The organism is Aminobacter aminovorans, from assembly GCF_900445235.1.
Classification (GTDB): domain Bacteria; phylum Pseudomonadota; class Alphaproteobacteria; order Rhizobiales; family Rhizobiaceae; genus Aminobacter; species Aminobacter aminovorans.
In genome coordinates this window covers 1-17,947 of the sequence record NZ_UFSM01000001.1, presented here as the reverse complement: position 1 = coordinate 17,947, position 17,947 = coordinate 1, and the positions used below count along the sequence as shown (strand labels likewise).

17 protein-coding genes are annotated in these 17,947 nt (G+C 63.6%); 5 read left to right on the top strand and 12 right to left on the bottom strand.

Annotation, left to right across the window (positions count from 1 at the left end; translation table 11 throughout):
- The first annotated feature begins 206 nt into the window (after positions 1-206).
- The 3 genes from pnp to DY201_RS00075 all read left to right on the top strand — a co-directional run bounded on the left by pnp (position 207) and on the right by DY201_RS00075 (position 3,973).
- Complete coding sequence (pnp, locus tag DY201_RS00085) at positions 207-2,348, top strand: polyribonucleotide nucleotidyltransferase (protein WP_115729311.1); 2,142 nt, start codon at positions 207-209, stop codon at positions 2,346-2,348.
- Positions 2,349-2,475: 127 nt separating this feature from the next.
- The gene (locus DY201_RS00080; RefSeq protein WP_115729309.1) at positions 2,476-2,892 is read left to right on the top strand and encodes a hypothetical protein; all 417 of its coding nucleotides are present in this window, start codon (positions 2,476-2,478) and stop codon (positions 2,890-2,892) included.
- A 64-nt stretch (positions 2,893-2,956) separates the two neighbouring features.
- A complete protein-coding gene (locus DY201_RS00075; RefSeq protein ID WP_115729307.1) occupies positions 2,957-3,973 on the top strand; it encodes a class I SAM-dependent methyltransferase in 1,017 nt (338 codons plus the stop codon).
- A gap of 35 nt (positions 3,974-4,008) precedes the next feature.
- Here DY201_RS00075 and DY201_RS00070 read toward each other — a convergent pair whose 3' ends face one another.
- From DY201_RS00070 to fabA, 4 genes are all read right to left on the bottom strand, one after another.
- The gene (locus DY201_RS00070) at positions 4,009-5,547 is read right to left on the bottom strand and encodes a putative bifunctional diguanylate cyclase/phosphodiesterase (protein WP_115729306.1); all 1,539 of its coding nucleotides are present in this window, start codon (positions 5,545-5,547) and stop codon (positions 4,009-4,011) included.
- 191 nt (positions 5,548-5,738) lie between these two features.
- Positions 5,739-6,551, bottom strand: a complete 813-nt coding sequence (fabI, locus tag DY201_RS00065) for an enoyl-ACP reductase FabI (protein WP_115729304.1) — start codon at positions 6,549-6,551, stop codon at positions 5,739-5,741.
- Between the two features lie 10 nt (positions 6,552-6,561).
- The gene (fabB, locus tag DY201_RS00060) at positions 6,562-7,785 is read right to left on the bottom strand and encodes a beta-ketoacyl-ACP synthase I (protein ID WP_115729302.1); all 1,224 of its coding nucleotides are present in this window, start codon (positions 7,783-7,785) and stop codon (positions 6,562-6,564) included.
- Between the two features lie 30 nt (positions 7,786-7,815).
- Positions 7,816-8,337: a 3-hydroxyacyl-[acyl-carrier-protein] dehydratase FabA gene (fabA, locus tag DY201_RS00055; protein ID WP_115729301.1), complete on the bottom strand. Its 522-nt coding sequence runs from the start codon at positions 8,335-8,337 to the stop codon at positions 7,816-7,818.
- Positions 8,338-8,582: 245 nt separating this feature from the next.
- On the opposite strand from fabA, the gene irrA reads away from it, so the two are divergent.
- On the top strand, positions 8,583-9,008 hold the full coding sequence (gene irrA / locus DY201_RS00050; protein ID WP_342635166.1) for an iron response transcriptional regulator IrrA: 426 nt from the start codon (positions 8,583-8,585) through the stop codon (positions 9,006-9,008).
- A gap of 73 nt (positions 9,009-9,081) precedes the next feature.
- Here irrA and DY201_RS00045 read toward each other — a convergent pair whose 3' ends face one another.
- Entirely contained in the window at positions 9,082-9,639 is a 558-nt protein-coding gene (locus tag DY201_RS00045) for an SH3 domain-containing protein (RefSeq protein ID WP_115729297.1), read from the bottom strand.
- Positions 9,640-9,797: 158 nt separating this feature from the next.
- Between DY201_RS00045 and DY201_RS00040 the strand changes: the two genes are divergently transcribed.
- On the top strand, positions 9,798-10,799 hold the full coding sequence (locus DY201_RS00040) for a 2-hydroxyacid dehydrogenase (RefSeq protein WP_115729295.1): 1,002 nt from the start codon (positions 9,798-9,800) through the stop codon (positions 10,797-10,799).
- Positions 10,800-10,988: 189 nt separating this feature from the next.
- On the opposite strand, the gene DY201_RS00035 is transcribed toward DY201_RS00040, so the two are convergent.
- From DY201_RS00035 to dnaA, 7 genes are all read right to left on the bottom strand, one after another.
- Positions 10,989-11,417, bottom strand: a complete 429-nt coding sequence (locus DY201_RS00035; protein WP_115729294.1) for an aconitase X swivel domain-containing protein — start codon at positions 11,415-11,417, stop codon at positions 10,989-10,991.
- Positions 11,414-12,667, bottom strand: coding sequence for an aconitase X (locus DY201_RS00030; RefSeq protein WP_115729292.1), 1,254 nt, complete (start codon positions 12,665-12,667; stop codon positions 11,414-11,416). Before DY201_RS00030 ends, DY201_RS00035 begins: the two co-directional genes overlap by 4 nt.
- Positions 12,664-13,146: a GNAT family N-acetyltransferase gene (locus DY201_RS00025; protein WP_115729290.1), complete on the bottom strand. Its 483-nt coding sequence runs from the start codon at positions 13,144-13,146 to the stop codon at positions 12,664-12,666. Before DY201_RS00025 ends, DY201_RS00030 begins: the two co-directional genes overlap by 4 nt.
- A gap of 3 nt (positions 13,147-13,149) precedes the next feature.
- On the bottom strand, positions 13,150-13,908 hold the full coding sequence (locus DY201_RS00020; protein WP_115729288.1) for a molybdopterin-synthase adenylyltransferase MoeB: 759 nt from the start codon (positions 13,906-13,908) through the stop codon (positions 13,150-13,152).
- 52 nt (positions 13,909-13,960) lie between these two features.
- Positions 13,961-15,112: a DNA replication/repair protein RecF gene (gene recF, locus DY201_RS00015; protein WP_115733492.1), complete on the bottom strand. Its 1,152-nt coding sequence runs from the start codon at positions 15,110-15,112 to the stop codon at positions 13,961-13,963.
- A 49-nt stretch (positions 15,113-15,161) separates the two neighbouring features.
- Complete coding sequence (gene dnaN / locus DY201_RS00010; RefSeq protein WP_115729286.1) at positions 15,162-16,280, bottom strand: DNA polymerase III subunit beta; 1,119 nt, start codon at positions 16,278-16,280, stop codon at positions 15,162-15,164.
- 203 nt (positions 16,281-16,483) lie between these two features.
- Positions 16,484-17,947, bottom strand: coding sequence for a chromosomal replication initiator protein DnaA (dnaA, locus tag DY201_RS00005; RefSeq protein ID WP_115729284.1), 1,464 nt, complete (start codon positions 17,945-17,947; stop codon positions 16,484-16,486).

Below are 17,947 nucleotides of genomic sequence, written 5' to 3'. Positions count from 1 at the left end.
CATGGGGCAGGATTGCAGGACGTTCGGTCGGCCGCGTTGCGGCTCACATTTCCACCGAGCTTCTTGTTGTCTTGCCCGTGGCTGGCCAAATCGAAGCCAAGGCGTGTGCGGAAGACCAAGCGGTTTTCCCTATGGCGCGCCGAACAAGCCAGGGAATTGGCGCGCCGGAATGCGGCGTGGGCCGTTCCCGCCACGAAGGACAGAATATGTTCAATCACCACAAAGTTGAAATCGAATGGGGCGGCCGTCCGCTCATCCTCGAGACCGGCAAGATCGCGCGTCAGGCCGATGCCGCCGTGCTCGCCACCTACGGCGAAACCGTCGTGCTCGCCACCGTTGTTTCGGCCAAGGAGCCGAAGCCGGGCTTCGACTTCTTCCCGCTGACCGTCAACTACCAGGAAAAGACCTACGCAGCCGGCAAGATCCCCGGCGGCTACTTCAAGCGTGAAGGCCGTCCGAGCGAGAAGGAGACGCTGGTCTCCCGTCTGATCGACCGCCCGATCCGCCCGCTCTTCGCAGCCGGCTACAAGAACGACACCCAGGTCGTCATCACCGTCGTCCAGCACGACCTCGAAAACGATCCGGACATCCTGTCGATCGTTGCCACCTCGGCTGCCCTGACGCTCTCGGGTGTGCCTTTCATGGGCCCGATCGGCGGCGCCCGCGTCGGCTACATCAACGGCGAATACGTGCTCAACCCGCACATCGACGAGATGCAGGAATCCAAGCTCGACCTCGTCGTCGCCGGCACCGATGCCGCCGTGCTGATGGTCGAGTCGGAAGCCAAGGAACTGGCCGAAGACATCATGCTCGGCGCCGTCATGTTCGGTCACCGAGGCTTCCAGCCGGTCATCGACGCCATCATCAAGCTGGCCGAAGTTGCTGCCAAGGATCCGCGCGACTTCACCGCGCCGGATTATTCCGAGCTTGAAGCAGAGATGCTGAAGATCGTCGAAGGCGAGCTGCGCGACGCTTACAAGAACATCGACAAGCAGGCTCGTTATGCCGCTGTCGACGCGGTCAAGGCCAAGGTCAAGGCAGCGTTTGCCGCTGAAGGCGACGAAGCTCCGAAGTGGTCGGCCGACAAGGTCGCCACCGTGTTCAAGGAACTCCAGGCCAAGATCGTGCGCTGGAACATCCTCGACACCGGTTCGCGCATCGACGGCCGCGATCTCTCGACCGTTCGCCAGATCGTCTCCGAAGTCGGCGTCCTGCCGCGCACCCATGGTTCGTCGCTGTTCACCCGCGGCGAGACCCAGGCGCTGGTCGTTGCCACGCTGGGCACCGGCGAAGACGAGCAGTATGTCGACTCGCTGACCGGCATGTACAAGGAGAAGTTCCTCCTTCACTACAACTTCCCGCCCTACTCGGTTGGTGAAACCGGCCGCATGGGTTCGCCCGGCCGCCGCGAAATCGGCCACGGCAAGCTCGCCTGGCGCGCAGTGCGCCCGATGCTGCCGGCTGCCGACCAGTTCCCCTACACGCTGCGCGTCGTCTCCGAGATCACCGAGTCGAACGGCTCGTCCTCGATGGCTACCGTTTGCGGCACTTCGCTTGCTCTGATGGACGCCGGCGTTCCGCTGCAGAAGCCGGTTGCCGGCATCGCTATGGGTCTGATCAAGGAAGGCGAGCGTTTTGCAGTCCTGTCGGACATCCTCGGCGATGAAGATCACCTCGGCGACATGGACTTCAAGGTTGCCGGCACGACCAACGGCATCACCGCGCTGCAGATGGACATCAAGATCGACGGCATCACCGAAGAGATCATGAACATTGCGCTCGGCCAGGCCAAGGACGGCCGTCTGCACATCCTCGGCGAAATGTCGAAGGCTCTGTCGGAAGGCCGCTCGGAGCTGGGCGAATTCGCTCCGCGCATCGAGGTCATGCACATCCCGACCGACAAGATCCGTGAAGTCATCGGTTCGGGCGGCAAGGTCATCCGCGAGATCGTCGAAAAGACCGGCGCCAAGATCAACATCGAGGACGACGGCACGGTCAAGATCGCTTCGTCGAACGCCAAGGAAATCGAGGCGGCCAAGAAGTGGATCCACACCATCGTGGCTGAGCCGGAAGTCGGCGAGATCTACGAAGGCACGGTCGTCAAGACCGCTGACTTCGGTGCCTTCGTCAACTTCTTCGGCCCGCGCGACGGCCTCGTCCACATCTCGCAGCTTGCCAACGACCGCGTTGCCAAGACCTCGGATGTAGTCAAGGAAGGCGACAAGGTCTGGGTCAAGCTGATGGGCTTTGACGAGCGCGGCAAGGTCCGCCTTTCGATGAAGGTCGTCGACCAGGCCACCGGCAAGGAAATCGCCAAGAAGGCCGAAGGCGAAGAAACCGCCGCTTGAGCTTCTGCTTGATGTAATCATGAAAAGGGCGCAGCCGCATGGCTGCGCCCTTTTTGTTTGGGGAAGGGGCGACCGAATGACAAGCTTGAGACGGATCGATGTTCCGGCATGCGACGCTGGAGCGCCCATGCCGATGGTAGTCGCCGATGAAGAAGGTCTGCTCTTCGGTTACTACCTGCAGGCTTCCGGACGCGTGCCGTTCGAGACATGCGCGATTGTCAGCGCCGGTCCGTATCTTGCCCTCAAATTCGGCTATCCCAACGACGAGGTGCTGGGCGGGCATCGTTATGCGCCCTTGGGGCTTGCGGCTTACGAAGCCTATGAGGTGCTGGACTCGGAGTGGATCGACGAAATGAGGACGGCCAATCGCGTACATCGACAGCATTCGGACGCGCTGTTTGCACGCTATCGCCATTTTGTCTTCGCATTCCACGACTCCGTCCTGGAGTTCGTGGCCTCACGCGCGCCGGAGGTGAAGTGCCTGCGCGGAGAGTTGCGTGGCTTGCTTTTTGCCGAGGTTGGCGGTCAGACAAAGAACGGCTAAGCGATAGCCTGGTGGCGGTCCCGGACTGGCCGCCGATCGAACTCCCAGACACCTGGAAAACGCCATGCCACGCGACGCACTGAAAACCCTGTTCTATCCCTTCGAGGCCGAGCTGTTGGCGATGCCGGGGCAGGGCTTGCGTGCCCTGTTCATTGGCGCTGAGCCGGGCTTCAGGAAGCCGCAGGGCTTCGACGCCAGGCTTTCCCTTGTCCAGGGCTTCCGCCCGTATGTGCTGGCCCTGGCGGCGGCCGGACACGATGTTGCGGCGCGCGCCGAGGACGACGGTTTCGACATTATCCTGGTATTGGCCGGGCGTCATCGCGGGCTCAACGAGCTGCGTGTCGCCGAGGCGATCGAACGCGTTGCGCCGGGCGGGCTGATCGTCGTTGCCGGCGGCAAGGAGGACGGCATCGCAAGCCTGCGCAAGCGCTTGGCCGGTCTGCTCGAGATAGAGGACCACCTGCCCAAATATCACGGCACGGCACTCTGGTTCCGCCGCACCGCTCAGGCAGACGCCGCAGCCGCGACCTTGCGCGCCGACAATCCGGAAATGCTGGTCGAGGACCGCTTCCGCACCGCGCCCGGCATGTTCTCTTTCGAGCGCATCGACGTCGGCTCGCGCCTTCTGGTCGACAACTTGCCCTCCGACATAAAGGGCAAGGTCGCCGATTTCTGCGCCGGCTGGGGTTATGTTGCAGCCGAGGTGGTGACGCGTGCGAAAGAGCTCAAGGCGCTCGACCTGTTCGAGGCCGATTTCGAGGCACTGGAGGCCGCCAAAGCCAACGTGCCAGCCACATCAGTCCAGCCTGGGTTCCATTGGCAGGACCTCGCCAAGGAGCCGGTTGAGCGGCGCTACGACGTGGTGGTGATGAACCCGCCCTTCCACCAGGATCGCGACGCGGATCCCGAGATCGGTCATCGCATGATCAAGGCGGCGGCTGCGGCCCTCAAGCCGGGCGGACGCCTGTTCATGGTGGCCAACCGCCATCTGCCTTATCCGCCTGTATTGGCGCAGGCTTTCTCGTCGGTCGAAGAGATCGCCGTCGACAACGCCTTCAGGGTCTATTCCGCCAAGCGCTGACGTTGGGCATCGGCCAGGGGCGCTGATCAAGGGCGTCAGTGGACGCTGGCGATGCCTTCGGTGCCCTGGGTCAAAGCCGGGTCGCCGAGGCTGAGCGGCGCCGGGCGGCCGTAGAAATAGCCCTGAACCTCCTGGCAGCCGGCGGCCCTGAGCAGGCTCGCCTGGTTCTCGGTCTCCACGCCTTCGGCAATGGTGCGCACGCCGAGTGCCCTGGACAGGCCGACGATCGTCGATACGACGGCACCCGAATTGCTGTCGGTTTCCATGCGGCTGACGAAGGAGCGGTCGATCTTGAGCTTGTGGAACGAGAAGTCGATCAGATAAGCGAGGTTCGAGTAGCCGGTGCCGAAGTCGTCGACGGCCACGGAAATACCCATCTCCGTCAGCTGCTTCAGGATGAAGGCCGCACGCTCGCGGTCCTGCATCATCGCCGATTCGGTCAGCTCGAGTTCCAGGCGCTTGGGTTCGATGCCGGTGTCCTTGATGATCCGCTCGACGATGCCGACGAAATCGCGGGTCATGAACTGCACCGGCGAAATGTTGACGGCAACGAAGCAGTCTTCCGGCAGCAGGCGGGCATCGGTGCAGGCCTTGCGCAGCACCCATTCGCCGATCGGCGCGATCATGCCTGTCTCTTCGGCGACCGAGATGAACTCGATCGGCGGGATCATGCCGCGCTCCGGGTGGCGCCAGCGTATCAGCGCCTCGTAGCCGACGACGCGGCCCGAGGTCAGGTCAAGCTGCGGCTGGTAGTGCAGATCGAAGTCACCGCGTTCGAAGGCAATGTGCAGTTCCGATTCCACCCACTGGCGGTGGTCGGCAACTCGACCCATTTCAGGCTGGAAGACGGCCCAGTCGCCGATGCCGCTGGCGCGCGCATTCTGCAGCGCAAGGTTCGAGCGGCGCAGCAGCACAACGGGGTCGTAGCCGTCCTTCGGCATGGCAACGACGCCAACGGAGACGTTGACCGACTGCTGGTGCGAGGGCAGCTGATACGGACGCATCAGGTCGTGGATGAGGCGTTCGATGAGGGTGTCGAGTGAGCAGCGCAGCATCTGGTCGGGGTAGAGGACGGCGAATTCGCCAGCGCCGATGCGGCCGATGACCATGTCGCGCGGCAGGGCCGCCTTGAGTCGCGCGGTGAAGGCGCGGATCAGGGCGTCGCCATTGCTGTAGCCGATGGCATCGTTGATCTGCTTGAAGCGGTCGATGTCGATGTCGATGAGAAACATCGGCTTGCCGGTGCGAGCCGTGGCCGACGCTGCCTCGGCAATCTTGCCGACCATCGCTGGCCGCGCCAGAAGCCCGGTCAGCTTGTCGTAATGCGTTTCGTTGAAGACGAAATCAGCCGATTCGTCGACGCCGGCGAAGAACGACATCGCAGCGATCGATGCGGCGAGTGCACAAAGTCCTGCGATGACCGCGCTGACCGCTTCGCCCGACATGCCGCCAATATTGTCGCCAAGAGCAAACCTCAGCCACCACAGGCCCAGCACGAAACTGCCCATGCCGGAAGCGGCGATGGTGATAAGTCGAAACGTGCGGCTTCGACGGGGGTTCCTGGCGGCAGACATGCTGATTTTCCTAACTTGCGTGGCATTTCTACCGATTCGCTCGTTAAGATCGATTTTGACGATTGTCTACAATTTTACCAGCAGGCGTTTTTGTTGCGGCGCTGCATGGTCTCCTGGACGCGCGAAAAGGCGCACCAATATCCCGCTTCGTGCGGGCTCATTCCCGATAGTCGACGTTTTCGGGGCGGGCGCTATTCGCGCCCACCGTCCATCTGCTTGAGCTCGTCCAGCGTCGGCATCGAGACGATATGATAGCCCGAATCGACGTAGTGGATCTCGCCTGTCACGCCCGATGACAGGTCGGACAAAAGATACAGCGCCGAGCCGCCGACCTCGTCGAGGGTCACCGTGCGGCGCAGCGGCGAGTTGCGTTGCTGGTAGGTGAACATGTGGCGCGCATCGGCAATGCCGGCGCCTGCAAGCGTCCGCACCGGCCCGGCCGAGATGCCGTTGATTCGGATGCCGCGCGGGCCATAGTCGTTGGCAAGGTAACGCACGCTGGCCTCGAGGCCTGCCTTGGCGACGCCCATGACGTTGTAGTTGGGCATGACGCGGACAGAGCCGGCATAGGTCAGCGTGATCATCGAGCCGCCATCATTCATCAGCGCCGCCGCGTGCTTGGCGACTTCGGTGAAGGAGAAGCACGAGATCACCATTGTGCGTACGAAGTTCTCGCGCGTGGTGTCGGCATACAGGCCCTTGAGCTCGTTCTTGTCGGAGAAGCCGATGGCATGCACCAGGAAGTCGATGCCGCCCCATTTCTCCTTCAGCGTCTCGAAGGTCTGGGCAACCGACGCGCTGTCCTCGACATCGCATGGCACCAGGATCGAGGCGCCGACCTTTTCGGCCAGCGGCTTGACGCGGCGACCGAAAGCCTCGCCCTGATAGGTGAAGGCGAGTTCGGCACCATGCTCGGCAAGCTTCTGCGCAATGCCCCAGGCAATCGAGTGGTCGTTCGCGACGCCCATGATGAGCCCGCGCTTGCCCTTCATCAATCCGTCCATGTCGGGGTCCCTATGCCGAGAGGCGCTGGAAAACGAGCGTGGCGTTGGTACCGCCAAAGCCGAAGGAATTGGACAACACGGTGTCGATCTTGGCGTTGTCGATGCGCTTGCGCACGATCGGCATGCCTTCGAATTCCGGATCCAGCTCTTCGATATGCGCGCTCTCGCCGATGAAGCCGCCCTGCATCATCAGGATCGAGTAGATTGATTCCTGAACGCCCGCTGCACCCAGCGAATGGCCGGTCAGCGACTTGGTCGAGGTGATGTTCGGCAGGTTGCCGGCGAACACTTCGCGGATCGCGCCCATTTCCTTGGAATCACCCACCGGCGTCGAGGTGCCGTGGGTGTTGATGTAGTCGACCGGGCCCTTCACCGTCGACAGCGCCTGGCGCATGCAGCGCATCGCGCCTTCCCCGGACGGGGCGACCATGTCGTAGCCGTCGGAGGTGGCACCGTAACCGACCAGTTCGCAATAGATCTTGGCGCCGCGCGCCTTGGCATGTTCGAGCTCTTCCAGCACCAGCACGCCAGCACCACCGGCGATGACGAAGCCGTCGCGGTTGAGGTCATAGGCACGCGAGGCAACCGAGGCGCGGTCGTTGTACTTGGACGACATGGCACCCATGGCGTCGAACAAGTTCGACATGGTCCAGTCGAGGTCTTCGTGGCCGCCGGCGAACATGATGTCCTGCTTGCCCCACTGGATCATCTCCGCCGCATTGCCGATGCAGTGTGCCGAGGTCGAGCATGCCGACGAGATCGAGTAGTTGACGCCGTGGATTTTGAACCAGGTAGCGAGGGTCGCCGAGGCGGTCGACGACATTGCCTTCGGCACGGCGAACGGTCCGATGCGCTTGGGCGAATTGTTCTTCAGCGTGATCTCGGACGCTTCGACGATCGTGCGGGTCGACGGACCGCCGGAGCCCATGATGATGCCGGTACGCTCGTTGCCCGACACGTCGCTTTCTTCGAGGCCGCTGTCGGCGATTGCCTGCTTCATCGCGACGTGGTTCCACATGCCGCCCTGCGACAGGAAACGGGCGGCGCGGCGGTCGACGAGCTCTGTGGTGTCGAGGTTGGGCGAGCCCCAGACCTGGCACTTGAAGCCGTGTTCGGCGAAGGACTCGGAGAAGCTGATGCCGGACCGGGCGTCACGCAGCGAAGCTTGAACCTCGTCGGCGTTGTTGCCGATGGACGATACGATGCCAAGGCCAGTTACGACGACACGTCTCATGAAAATCTCCGGTCCAGTGTAAGGGGCCGATCAGACGGCCGCGGCTTCCTGCTTCGAGAGCCCGACCTTGAGGTCGGTGGCCTTGTATATGGTCTCGCCGTCGGCTTTCAACCAGCCGTCGGCGATGCCCAGTACCAGGCGGCCGCGCATCACGCGCTTGAAGTCGATGCCGTATTCGACCTTCTTGACCGAAGGCGTGACCATGCCCTTGAACTTCACTTCCCCGGTGGACAGCGCCATGCCCTTGCCCTGCTCGCCGAGCCAGCCGAGGTAGAAACCGGTCAGCTGCCACATGGCATCGAGGCCGAGGCAGCCCGGCATGATCGGGTTGCCGATGAAGTGGCAAGGGAAGAACCACAGGTCAGGCTTGATGTCGAACTCGGCGCGGGCAAAGCCCTTGTCGAATTCGCCACCGGTCTCGCTGATTTCGGTGATGCGATCGAACATCAGCATCGGCGGGGCGGGCAGTTGGGCGTTGCCGTCTCCGAACAGCTCGCCGCGCGCACATGCCAGCAATTCCTCGTAGCCGTAGCTGGATTTCTGTTCGGCCATGAACACCTTCCCGTCAATGTTTCGGGCGGTGCCACGCCCTTCTTGTGTGCTCTCACTAGCACAGACTGTCTGCTGCCGGAAACCGGCGTTTGCGATTAACGCGCCCGTCCGCCTGGGTCAATGCGCGCTATTGATCGCATTTGAGCTACAGAATATATGTCAACCATAGCTTGCCGGCTGCCGATCCGATTTTGGCGCGCTTGCAGGCTCCAAAGGGGCGAAGGCAAACTTCGACGAGGCGACGAGTGGATTCCCACAAGGCAAGCATTGCTGTGGAAATGCGTGTCCGCGATGCGGGGCTCAGGCCCACGCGTCAGCGTATCGCTTTGGCTGAGCTGCTGTTCGCCAAGGGCGACCGGCACCTTTCGGCCGAGGAACTGCACGAGGAAGCCTTGTCGGCCGGTGTGCCGGTTTCGCTGGCCACCGTCTACAATGCGCTGCACCAGTTCACGGAATCAGGCTTGCTGCGCATCCTGGCGGTCGAGGGCTCGAAAACCTATTTCGACACCAACACCTCCGACCATCACCACTTCTTCATCGAAGGCGAGAACCGGGTGTTCGACATCGAATCCGGCCCGGTCACGGTCACCAACCTGCCGGAACCCCCTGAAGGCATGGAAATCGCCAATGTCGATATCGTGGTTCGGCTGAGGCCCAAGCGCCCGGCATAACCGGGAGCCTCGTTCCGCTGTTTTTGATTTGCCGCGTTCGCGGCGTGTCCAGCAGACACGCTAGCGCCGGCGATCAGTTCTCGATGCTTTCGCCGGGGTATGCGCCCCAGACCTGCGATTGGCTGAGCCAGCCGCTGGTGCCGGCAAAACTCATCTCGCACCAGTTGCCATTGCACTGCTTGATCGAACCGACGACGCCGGGATCGATGATGGCAACCGTACGTGCGCCCTGTTCGGGCTTGGCCAGCAGGTTGAGCTGCGCCGGCTTGCCGCGCTGCCATGGCGCCGTCATCGCGGTGCGGTGACCCGACAGCAGCGACTGGTTGATCCAGCCCTCGGCGCCTTCGGAATCGCGCACCCGGCGCCAGTTGTCATATTCCTGGATGATCTCCATCGGCAGGCCGGGCTTCATATAGAGCCAGTCGACCGGATAGTTGACGCCGGGGCCGATGCGCGAATTGACCTTGCCCGACTTGAGGCTGACGAATCGCGGCAGCGGCAGGCCGCTCGGGCCGATCGTCCCGTTCTGGGCGGCGGTGGCGGGCCCGACGAAACCGGCATCGGGCAAAACGAAAGCAAGGCCGATCAGGGCTGCGCTGACGGCCAGACGGAGCGACGCGAAACCAGACACTTCCGTAACCTCTGTTTGAACTTGGCGCCCTTTTGGCGGACACCCTTTTTCTTTGTCTTCGGCGGCACTGCTTGTTACACAGATTACCGTTCATGGATCGGATTGCAGTTTCGCCGGTCTTGGTTAAAGAGGTCTCAACGATCTTCGTCGAGGATAGAATGGCCGGTCGAAAAAAGCCTCTCGTCGTCATTACGCGCAAGCTGCCCGACCAGGTCGAGACGCGGATGCGCGAACTCTTCGACGCGCGGCTGAATGTCGACGATCGGCCGATGAGCCAGCCGGAGCTCGTGGCGGCGGTCAAGGAAGCCGACGTGCTGGTACCGACGGTGACCGACACCATCGACGCTGCTCTGATCGAGCAGGCCGGCCCCAACCTCAAGCTGATCGCCAATTTCGGCAACGGCGTCGACAAGATCGACGTCACCGCGGCCGCCAAGCGTGGCATCACTGTCACCAACACCCCGAACGTCCTGACCGAAGACACGGCCGACATGGCCATGGCGCTGATGCTCGCGGTGCCGCGCCGCCTGACCGAGGGCGCAAGCGTGCTGACCGGCGACAAGAAATGGGCCGGCTGGTCGCCGACCTGGATGCTCGGCCGCCGCATCGGCGGCAAGCGTCTCGGCATCGTCGGCATGGGCCGCATCGGCACCGCCGTCGCCCGCCGCGCCAAGGCGTTCGGCCTCTCGATCCACTACCACAACCGCCACCGCGTGCTGCAATCGGTCGAAGACGAGTTGGAGGCAACCTACTGGGAGAGCCTCGACCAGATGCTCGCCCGCATGGACATCATCTCGATCAACTGCCCTTCGACGCCGGCGACCTTCCACCTGCTTTCGGGTCGCAGGCTGGCGCTGATGCAGCCGCACGCCTACCTTGTCAACATCGCCCGCGGTGACATCATCGACGAGGATGCGCTGGTCAAGATGCTGCAGGACGGCAAGCTTGCGGGCGCTGCCCTCGACGTCTTCGAACATGAGCCGGCGGTCAACCACAAGCTGCTCAAGCTAGCCGCCAAGGGCAAGGTGGTGCTGATGCCGCATATGGGCTCGGCCACCATCGAGGGCCGCATCGACATGGGTGAAAAGGTCATCATCAACATCCGAGCGCATGTCGACGGCCACCGCCCGCCGGACCGGGTCCTGCCGCTCAGGACATGAGCAGCGCTGGATCGCTTCGTCCTTCGACGCTCGCCCTGCATGCGAGCAGCTCAGGATGAGGACGGTTGGCGCGTTTCAGGTTGAGAGCTGGCGCCGTCTACTACCTCCATGGCTCATGGTTCGAAGTGCGGTACGCCGACGATCCTCATCCTGGTCGCACGCAGGGCGAGCGTCGAAGGACGGACCGATTCAGGCTGAGCGGTCTGCATCCAGAATCGTCAGCTCGCCGCCAGGGCCGGTCTGAACCCGCTTGCCTGCGAAGGCTGCGAAAGCATCTCGTCCAAGCTTCACCGCCACCGGCGTCTCCCAACCCATCTCGCGCGCCACGATCAGTCCCAGCAGCAGGATGGCGTCGGGCTCGTGCAGCACCAATGCCGCCGGCGCATGACCGGCATGGACAAGTTCCATCAGCACGGCTGATGCCGACGACGAGCCGATGGTGCCGGGCAAAAACAGCACCTTTCCCGATATGCTCTTGCCGCATTCGGGATGGCGCACGTCGGCGATGCGTCCGGATTTTGAATCGACGCCGCCCCAGAAGCTGATCGGTGCCGACAGCACCAGTGCCAGGCCTTGACCTGGCTTGCCCGGAACGAGGACTTCGCCGTGCGCGCTCATGAGCCGAACCTCGCGAAGACCGGGCGCCCGGTGACGGCACTTTCGACGCAGTCTGCGAGCGAGCCATAGAGCACTGCGTAGCCGGTGTTTCCCGGTGCATAATGCGCGAACTTTCCCGAGTTGGTCATCAGCACGCCGCCAGGCCGATCCGGCAGGATCGGCGTCACCACCACGCACGTATCGGCGACGATGACCACGCCCAAGGCTTCCAGCGCCTTGCGCCGGCCAGCGCGGTCGAGCTCGGTCAGAACATGCCGGCCGGTGCAGGCATGGATCGGTACGGTCAGTCGCCGCCCAGCCATCAGCCGTTCCAGCGCCTCGAATTCGCTGAGCGACAGGTGCGGGCTGCCGATGGCTACGGCGTCTATACGTTCGGTGCTGCTGGTGGTCGAAAGCCTGGCCTGGGCGGAAGCAACCATCCCAGGCGTCACCCGGATCGTGGTTTTGGCTGCGATGCCGCCGAGCACCGCCGTCGCATCGGGGGCCTCCGGCGTAATGCCCAATACATGGAAGAGGCCGACGGCACCGGACGATGCGGCGGCCGCACCGAAGGCTTTGAGCGCATCCTCGCCGGGGTCTTGTGTCACTCCTGCCACCACCCCGACCGCATTGCCGACCTCGCGGCCATAAAGGCTGCCGAGCACCGGCCAGGCGATCTCGGAAGCGAGGAATTCGCCGGGCAGGGCGGAGACGTCGAACACCAATGTCGCCCGGCGATTCGCCTGAAGGTGCAAGCCGAAGTCGGGCGCCCGGCCAGAAATCGCGCAGGCGATGTCGAGGAAGTCGCCATAGCGGTTGGTGCGCGCGCCGAGCACCGAATTGCAGAACACCACCGCATTCGACTCGCCCCAGGCGACGTCGCTGCCAAAAGCGGGCCGGTGGCCGGCCTGGTAGGGCGCGCAGGTCCAGCTCTGTTCGCAGCCGAGATTGCGGTAGGCTTCCATCATCCGCCGCGCCATGGAACGTTGCGGTTCTTCCAGGCGCACCCGTGAGCAGCCCGTCAGGTCGAGCGCGCCGACATTGAGCGTCGATCGTACCGCCACCCGTGCGCCGCCTTCGGCCAGCCTTTCGGCGAACAGCGTGCCCGAATCGCCGTGATAGAGCGCGCCGTCGATATGCGCCGAGGCGATCGGGATCAGCCGGGGCGCGCCGAGCAGGGCTGCACTTTCGGCGACGATGCGCATCGCCATCGCGGCACCATCCGTGCCGCTGGCGATTCGCCGCTCGTCGTCGGAGAGATCGACACTCACCGCAGCACCTTTCGAAAGGTTATCGAGGTCGGTCGATCGAATCCGTCATGCGCCGTGCGCTCGAACTCGACGAAGCCCATCTTCGCGAAGGTCGCGTGGTTGCCGGCAAGTTCGATTCGGGTCTGGAGTTCAAGGACAGGTTTACCTGCCGCAATGGCATGGCACTCTGCCGCGAGCATCAGTGCCCGTCCGACACCGCGACCACGGACGCTGTCGTCGACGGCCAGCTTGCCGACATAGAACAGCCCGTCCCGATCCGCGGCAAAGATGCAGCCGACGAGACGTCCGTCCAGAGTGGCGATGAAGCCGACCTCGTCCTCGGCCTTGTCACGCAGATTGGCCGGAGTGAGCCTGTGCGCCGAGGATGGCGGGTCGATGACGCCATCCATGTAGGCAAAGGCGCGCATGATCAGACCGAGCAGTTCATCCCAGCGGTCGAAATCCTGCGCCAGCCGCGCAATGTCAGCTTCGGTTGCCATGGCTCATGCGGCTTTGTAGCGCACGGTGTCGAAACGCGCACCGAGCGCATCGTAGAGCAAAAGTCGCCCGACCAGCGGCTCGCCGATGCCGGTGATCAGCTTGATCGCCTCCATCGCCTGCAGCGTGCCGATCACGCCGGTCAGCGCGCCAAGCACGCCGGCTTCGGCGCAGGACGGCACCAGCCCCGCCGGCGGCGGCTCGGGGAAAAGGTCGCGATAGGATGGGTTCTTGCGGCCTTCGGCATTTTTCTCGAACGGCTTCAGCACGGTGATCGAGCCGTCGAAACGCCCGACAGCGGCATGGACGAGCGGCCGCTTCACCTCGGCCGCGGCGTCGGCGACTGCATAACGCGTTTCGAAATTGTCGGAGCCATCGATAACCATGTCGTAATCGGCGATCAGCTTCGCGGCATTTGCCGACGTCAGCCTGAGCTTGTGCAGTTCGACCGTCACATGCGGGTTGATCCGGGCAATCGTTGCGGCAGCACTGTCGGCCTTGGAGGCGCCTACGGAATCCGTGGTGTGGATGACCTGGCGCTGCAAATTGGACAGCGAGACATGATCGTCGTCGACGATGCCCAGCGTGCCGACGCCGGCTGCTGCGAGATACTCCAGCACCGGCGCGCCGAGCCCGCCGGCGCCGATCACCAGCACGCGTGCCCGCTTCAGCTTCTGCTGGCCCGGCCCGCCGATCTCGGGCAGCACTATATGGCGCGCATAGCGTTCGAGTTCTTCTGAGGAGAGCGGGGCTGGCTGGTTCATGGTGCAACCATATCGCTGCCGGTTCGGCTTGTCAGTCGGGTAGCATCCCGATCTATCGGTCCAAGCTATCAGGTAATGGCGTGGTGCTGACGCTGCCATGGTAGACAGTCAGGAATTGTGCCCGGCCGACGAGGCTCGAAAACAGGCTTGCCTCGGTACCGGTCATGAAGGCCTGGCAATTGAGGTCTTCGAGGATTTCAAACAGCGCGGCGCGCCGCCCGGCGTCGAGATGGGCGGCAATCTCGTCGAGCAGCAGGATGGGGGTCGCACCCGCCATCTCGCCGGTGAGGCGGGCATGCGAAATCACGATGCCGACCAGCAGGGCCTTCTGCTCGCCGGTCGAGCACAGCTCAGCCGGCATGGATTTCGGCTTGTGGCGCACGACGAGGTCGGAGCGGTGCGGGCCTTCGAGCGTGCGTCCCGCCGCACGGTCACGCTCGCGTCCAACGGCCAGCGCCTGACGGAAGCGCTCCTCCAGCTCGACCGCCGGCATGTCGCCGATGCTTCGTTCAAGCGTGCCTGCAAGGCTGAGCTCGGCCTGCGGAAAGGGGCCGGTCTCGGGCATCCGCTCGATCATCGCCGTCAAAAGCCGCACCATTTCGACACGCGCCGCGGCAATCGCAGCGCCCGTCTCGGCCATCTGGATCTCGATCGCATCGAACCAGGCGTTGTCGCGGCGGTCCTCCGAAAGCAGCCGGTTGCGGCCGCGCATCGCCTTTTCATAGTCGAGCGCGCGCTGGCCATGAGCCGGGTCGATCGCCAGCACCAGCCGGTCGAGGAAGCGCCGGCGGTCGCCGGCGGGGCCGGTGAATAGGGCGTCCATCGACGGCGTCAGCCACACCACGCGCAGCCATTCGAGCATGTCGTCGGCCTTGGCGGCGGCACCGTTGATGCGGACGCGACGTCCGGCTTCGCCCACTGCTTCCGGTGCCGTCCCCGTGCCAATCTCGGCATCGCCGATCGGTCCTTGGATTGTGGCATGCACGGCAAAACTGCCCGCGCTGCCCTCGCGGGCGACATCGGGATAAGGCGCGCGGCGCAGGCCGCGGCCGGGCGTCAGGAAGGAGATCGCCTCGAGCAGGTTGGTCTTGCCGGCGCCGTTCTCGCCGGTGAACACCACCGCGCCCGGCCTGAGGTCGAGCGACAGCGCGTTGTAATTGCGAAAGTCCGTAAGCTTAAGTTTGCTGATATGTGTCGAGGGGATGCGTTTCCGCTCTCCCCCCGTGTCCGGCTCTTGCATTGGATTGCGCGCGCTACACGCGCATCGGCATCAGCACGTAGAGAGCGTTCTCGTCGGCTGTGTCGTGGATGAGCGTGGGCGAACCGGCATCCGCCAGCATGAAGCGGGCTTCGCTGCCCTTGAGCTGGGCGGCGACGTCGAGCAGATATTTGGCGTTGAAGCCGATCTCGATCGGGTCCGACGAATAGTCGGCGGCAAGTTCTTCGACAGCACTGCCCGAATCGGGGTTGTTGACGGCGAGCGTCACCAGCCCGTCGGCAATCGACAGCTTCACTGCGCGGCCGCGTTCCGACGAGATCGTCGACACACGGTCAACGGCCGCTGCAAAGCTCTGGCGGTCGATGATCAGCTTCTTGTCGTTGCCGCTCGGAATGACGCGTTGATAGTCGGGGAAGGTACCGTCGATCAGCTTGGACGTCAGGATCACACCGCCGATGGTCAGGCGCATCTTGGTGTCGGAAATCTCGGTCGTCACCGCAACATCCGGATCGTCGATCAGCTTCTGCAGCTCCGAAACGGTCTTGCGCGGAATGATGATGCCCGGCATGCCCTCGGAGCCGGCCGGCGCCTCGACTTCGGCGCGCGCCAGGCGGTGGCCATCGGTGGCGACAGCGCGCAACATCAGCTTGCCGCCGCTCTCATGCGTGTGCAGGTAGATGCCGTTGAGGTAGTAACGCGTCTCTTCGGTCGAGATGGCGAACTGGGTCTTGTCGATCAGGCCCTTCAGCGCATTGGCCTCAAGCCGGAAGATGTGGGAGAACGTGCCGGCCGAAAGCTCGGGGAAATCCGACTGCGGCAGGCACTGCAGGCGGAAGCTGGAGCGGCCCGACACCACCGACATGGCGTTGCCGTCCTCGTCGGTCTTCAGCATCACTTCCGCGCCGTCCGGCAGCTTGCGCACGATGTCGTAGAGCAGGTGCGCCGGAACGGTGGTGGCGCCGCCCTGTTCGACCGAGGCCGGCGTCGCTTCCGAGATCTCGAGATCAAGATCGGTGGCCTTCAGTTCGAGGCTCGCGCCATTGGCCTGCAAAAGCACGTTGGAGAGGATCGGAATGGTGTTCCGGCGCTCGACCACGCGGTGCACGTGGTTCAAGGACTTCAACAGGTTGGAGCGTTCCAGGATAACACGCATGACGAAACAGGCTCGCTTCTTTTGAAGGTGCGGGCTCGCGGGCTCGAATGCGCCCGGGAAAGCCCGCAACACGATCGGAATTGGGCTGAGTCTGACAGTAAAAACGGCGGAAAGGCAAGCCCGCGCGACGACTAGGCGGCCGTAGCGCGGGCGTTCTGGGGATAAGTCGCAGGCGTCAAACTGTCGCCTGCGTTCGCACCCCGTCAGGCCTGGTCGTTGATCAGCCGCCTCAGCAGTTCGAGTTCTTGGGCCAGCGTGTTGTCGCCGCCCGACAGGTCCTCGATCTTGCGCACGGCATGCAGCACCGTGGTGTGGTCGCGGCCGCCGAAACGCCGGCCGATCTCGGGCAGCGAGCGCGGTGTCATCACCTTCGACAGATACATCGCGATCTGGCGCGGCTTGACGATGGTGCGGGTGCGGCGGTTAGACAGAAGTTCCGTCTTCGACACGTTATAATGGCGCGCCACGATACGCTGGATGTCCTCGATGCGTACGCGCTTTGGCTCGCCCGAGCGGTATATGTGGCCGAGGATCTCGTCGATGCGCTCGATCGACAGCTGCGGCTCGAACGACTGGCGGAAGATCAGCTGGTTGAAGGCGCCTTCCAGTTCACGGCCTGAGCCGGTCACGGTGCGGGCGACATGGGTGAGGATTTCCTCGTCCATGGCAAGGTTGGGGTCTTCGTTCTTGGCGCCGGCAAAGCGCAGCTTGAGCATGCCAAGGCGCATGCCGAAGTCAGGCGCCGACATTTCCAGCGCCACGCCGCCGTTGAGGCGCGAACGCACGCGCGGCTCAAGCGATTCCAGTTCCGCCGGCGGGCGGTCGGCTGCAACCACGACCTGCTTGGCCGAATCGAGCAGCATGTTGATGAGATGGCAGAACTCGTGCTGGATCGACTTGCCTTGCAGGAACTGCATGTCGTCGATGATCAGCAGGTCGATGTCGCGCAGCTGCTCCTTGAGCGTCAGCGCGTTGTTGTCGCGGATAGCGGTCGCGAAGCGCCACATGAAGTATTCGGCGGTCAGGTAGACGACGCGCGACTTCGGGTTCTGGCGCAGCGACTCGGCGGCAATCGCCTGCAAAAGGTGCGTCTTGCCAAGGCCGACGGTGGCGTGGAGGAACAGCGGATTGAAGCGCGAGTTCGATTCCGCCACCGCGCGCGCCGCAGCAAGGGCGACCCGGTTGGAGGGGCCTTCGACGAAGGACTGGAAGGTGTAGCGCGGGTCGAGCGGCGAGCCGAGTACACTCTGCTTGAATTCCTGGTCGGCCGTGCCGTTGCGGGTGGGGGCAGGACGTTCAGCAGTACGTCCGGCAGCCGCCGTGCTGGTGGCAAGGGCCGTCTGTGCCTGGCGTACCGGCTTGCGAAGCGATGCGGCTTCGGTTTCCACGCCGGGGCGTGCCGTGCGGGTCGCCGTACGGATGATGATTTCGAGTTTCAGCAGCCCAGGCTCTTCCTGGCGCCACAGTTCGGAAATGAGATCCAGATAATGGCTGTTGATCCAGGAGCGCAGGAAAGCCGTCGGCACCGAAAGGCGCACGACGCCCTTCGAGGTTTCCGCCAGCTTCATGCGGCCGAACCAGCTTGAGAAGACCTCGCTGCCCAGGCGAACCTGGAGCTGCGTCTTGACCCTGTCAAAATTCTTCTCTGCGGCGCTGGTTGCTGCCAC

Coding starts and splice junctions, on each gene's coding strand:
- pnp (WP_115729311.1), top strand. CDS start 207: ATGTTCAATCACCACAAAGTTGAAATCGAATGGGGCGGCCGTCCGCTC.
- DY201_RS00080 (WP_115729309.1), top strand. CDS start 2,476: ATGCCGATGGTAGTCGCCGATGAAGAAGGTCTGCTCTTCGGTTACTAC.
- DY201_RS00075 (WP_115729307.1), top strand. CDS start 2,957: ATGCCACGCGACGCACTGAAAACCCTGTTCTATCCCTTCGAGGCCGAG.
- DY201_RS00070 (WP_115729306.1), bottom strand. CDS start 5,547: ATGTCTGCCGCCAGGAACCCCCGTCGAAGCCGCACGTTTCGACTTATC.
- fabI (WP_115729304.1), bottom strand. CDS start 6,551: ATGGACGGATTGATGAAGGGCAAGCGCGGGCTCATCATGGGCGTCGCG.
- fabB (WP_115729302.1), bottom strand. CDS start 7,785: ATGAGACGTGTCGTCGTAACTGGCCTTGGCATCGTATCGTCCATCGGC.
- fabA (WP_115729301.1), bottom strand. CDS start 8,337: ATGGCCGAACAGAAATCCAGCTACGGCTACGAGGAATTGCTGGCATGT.
- DY201_RS00040 (WP_115729295.1), top strand. CDS start 9,798: ATGGCCGGTCGAAAAAAGCCTCTCGTCGTCATTACGCGCAAGCTGCCC.
- DY201_RS00035 (WP_115729294.1), bottom strand. CDS start 11,417: ATGAGCGCGCACGGCGAAGTCCTCGTTCCGGGCAAGCCAGGTCAAGGC.
- DY201_RS00025 (WP_115729290.1), bottom strand. CDS start 13,146: ATGGCAACCGAAGCTGACATTGCGCGGCTGGCGCAGGATTTCGACCGC.
- DY201_RS00020 (WP_115729288.1), bottom strand. CDS start 13,908: ATGAACCAGCCAGCCCCGCTCTCCTCAGAAGAACTCGAACGCTATGCG.
- dnaN (WP_115729286.1), bottom strand. CDS start 16,280: ATGCGTGTTATCCTGGAACGCTCCAACCTGTTGAAGTCCTTGAACCAC.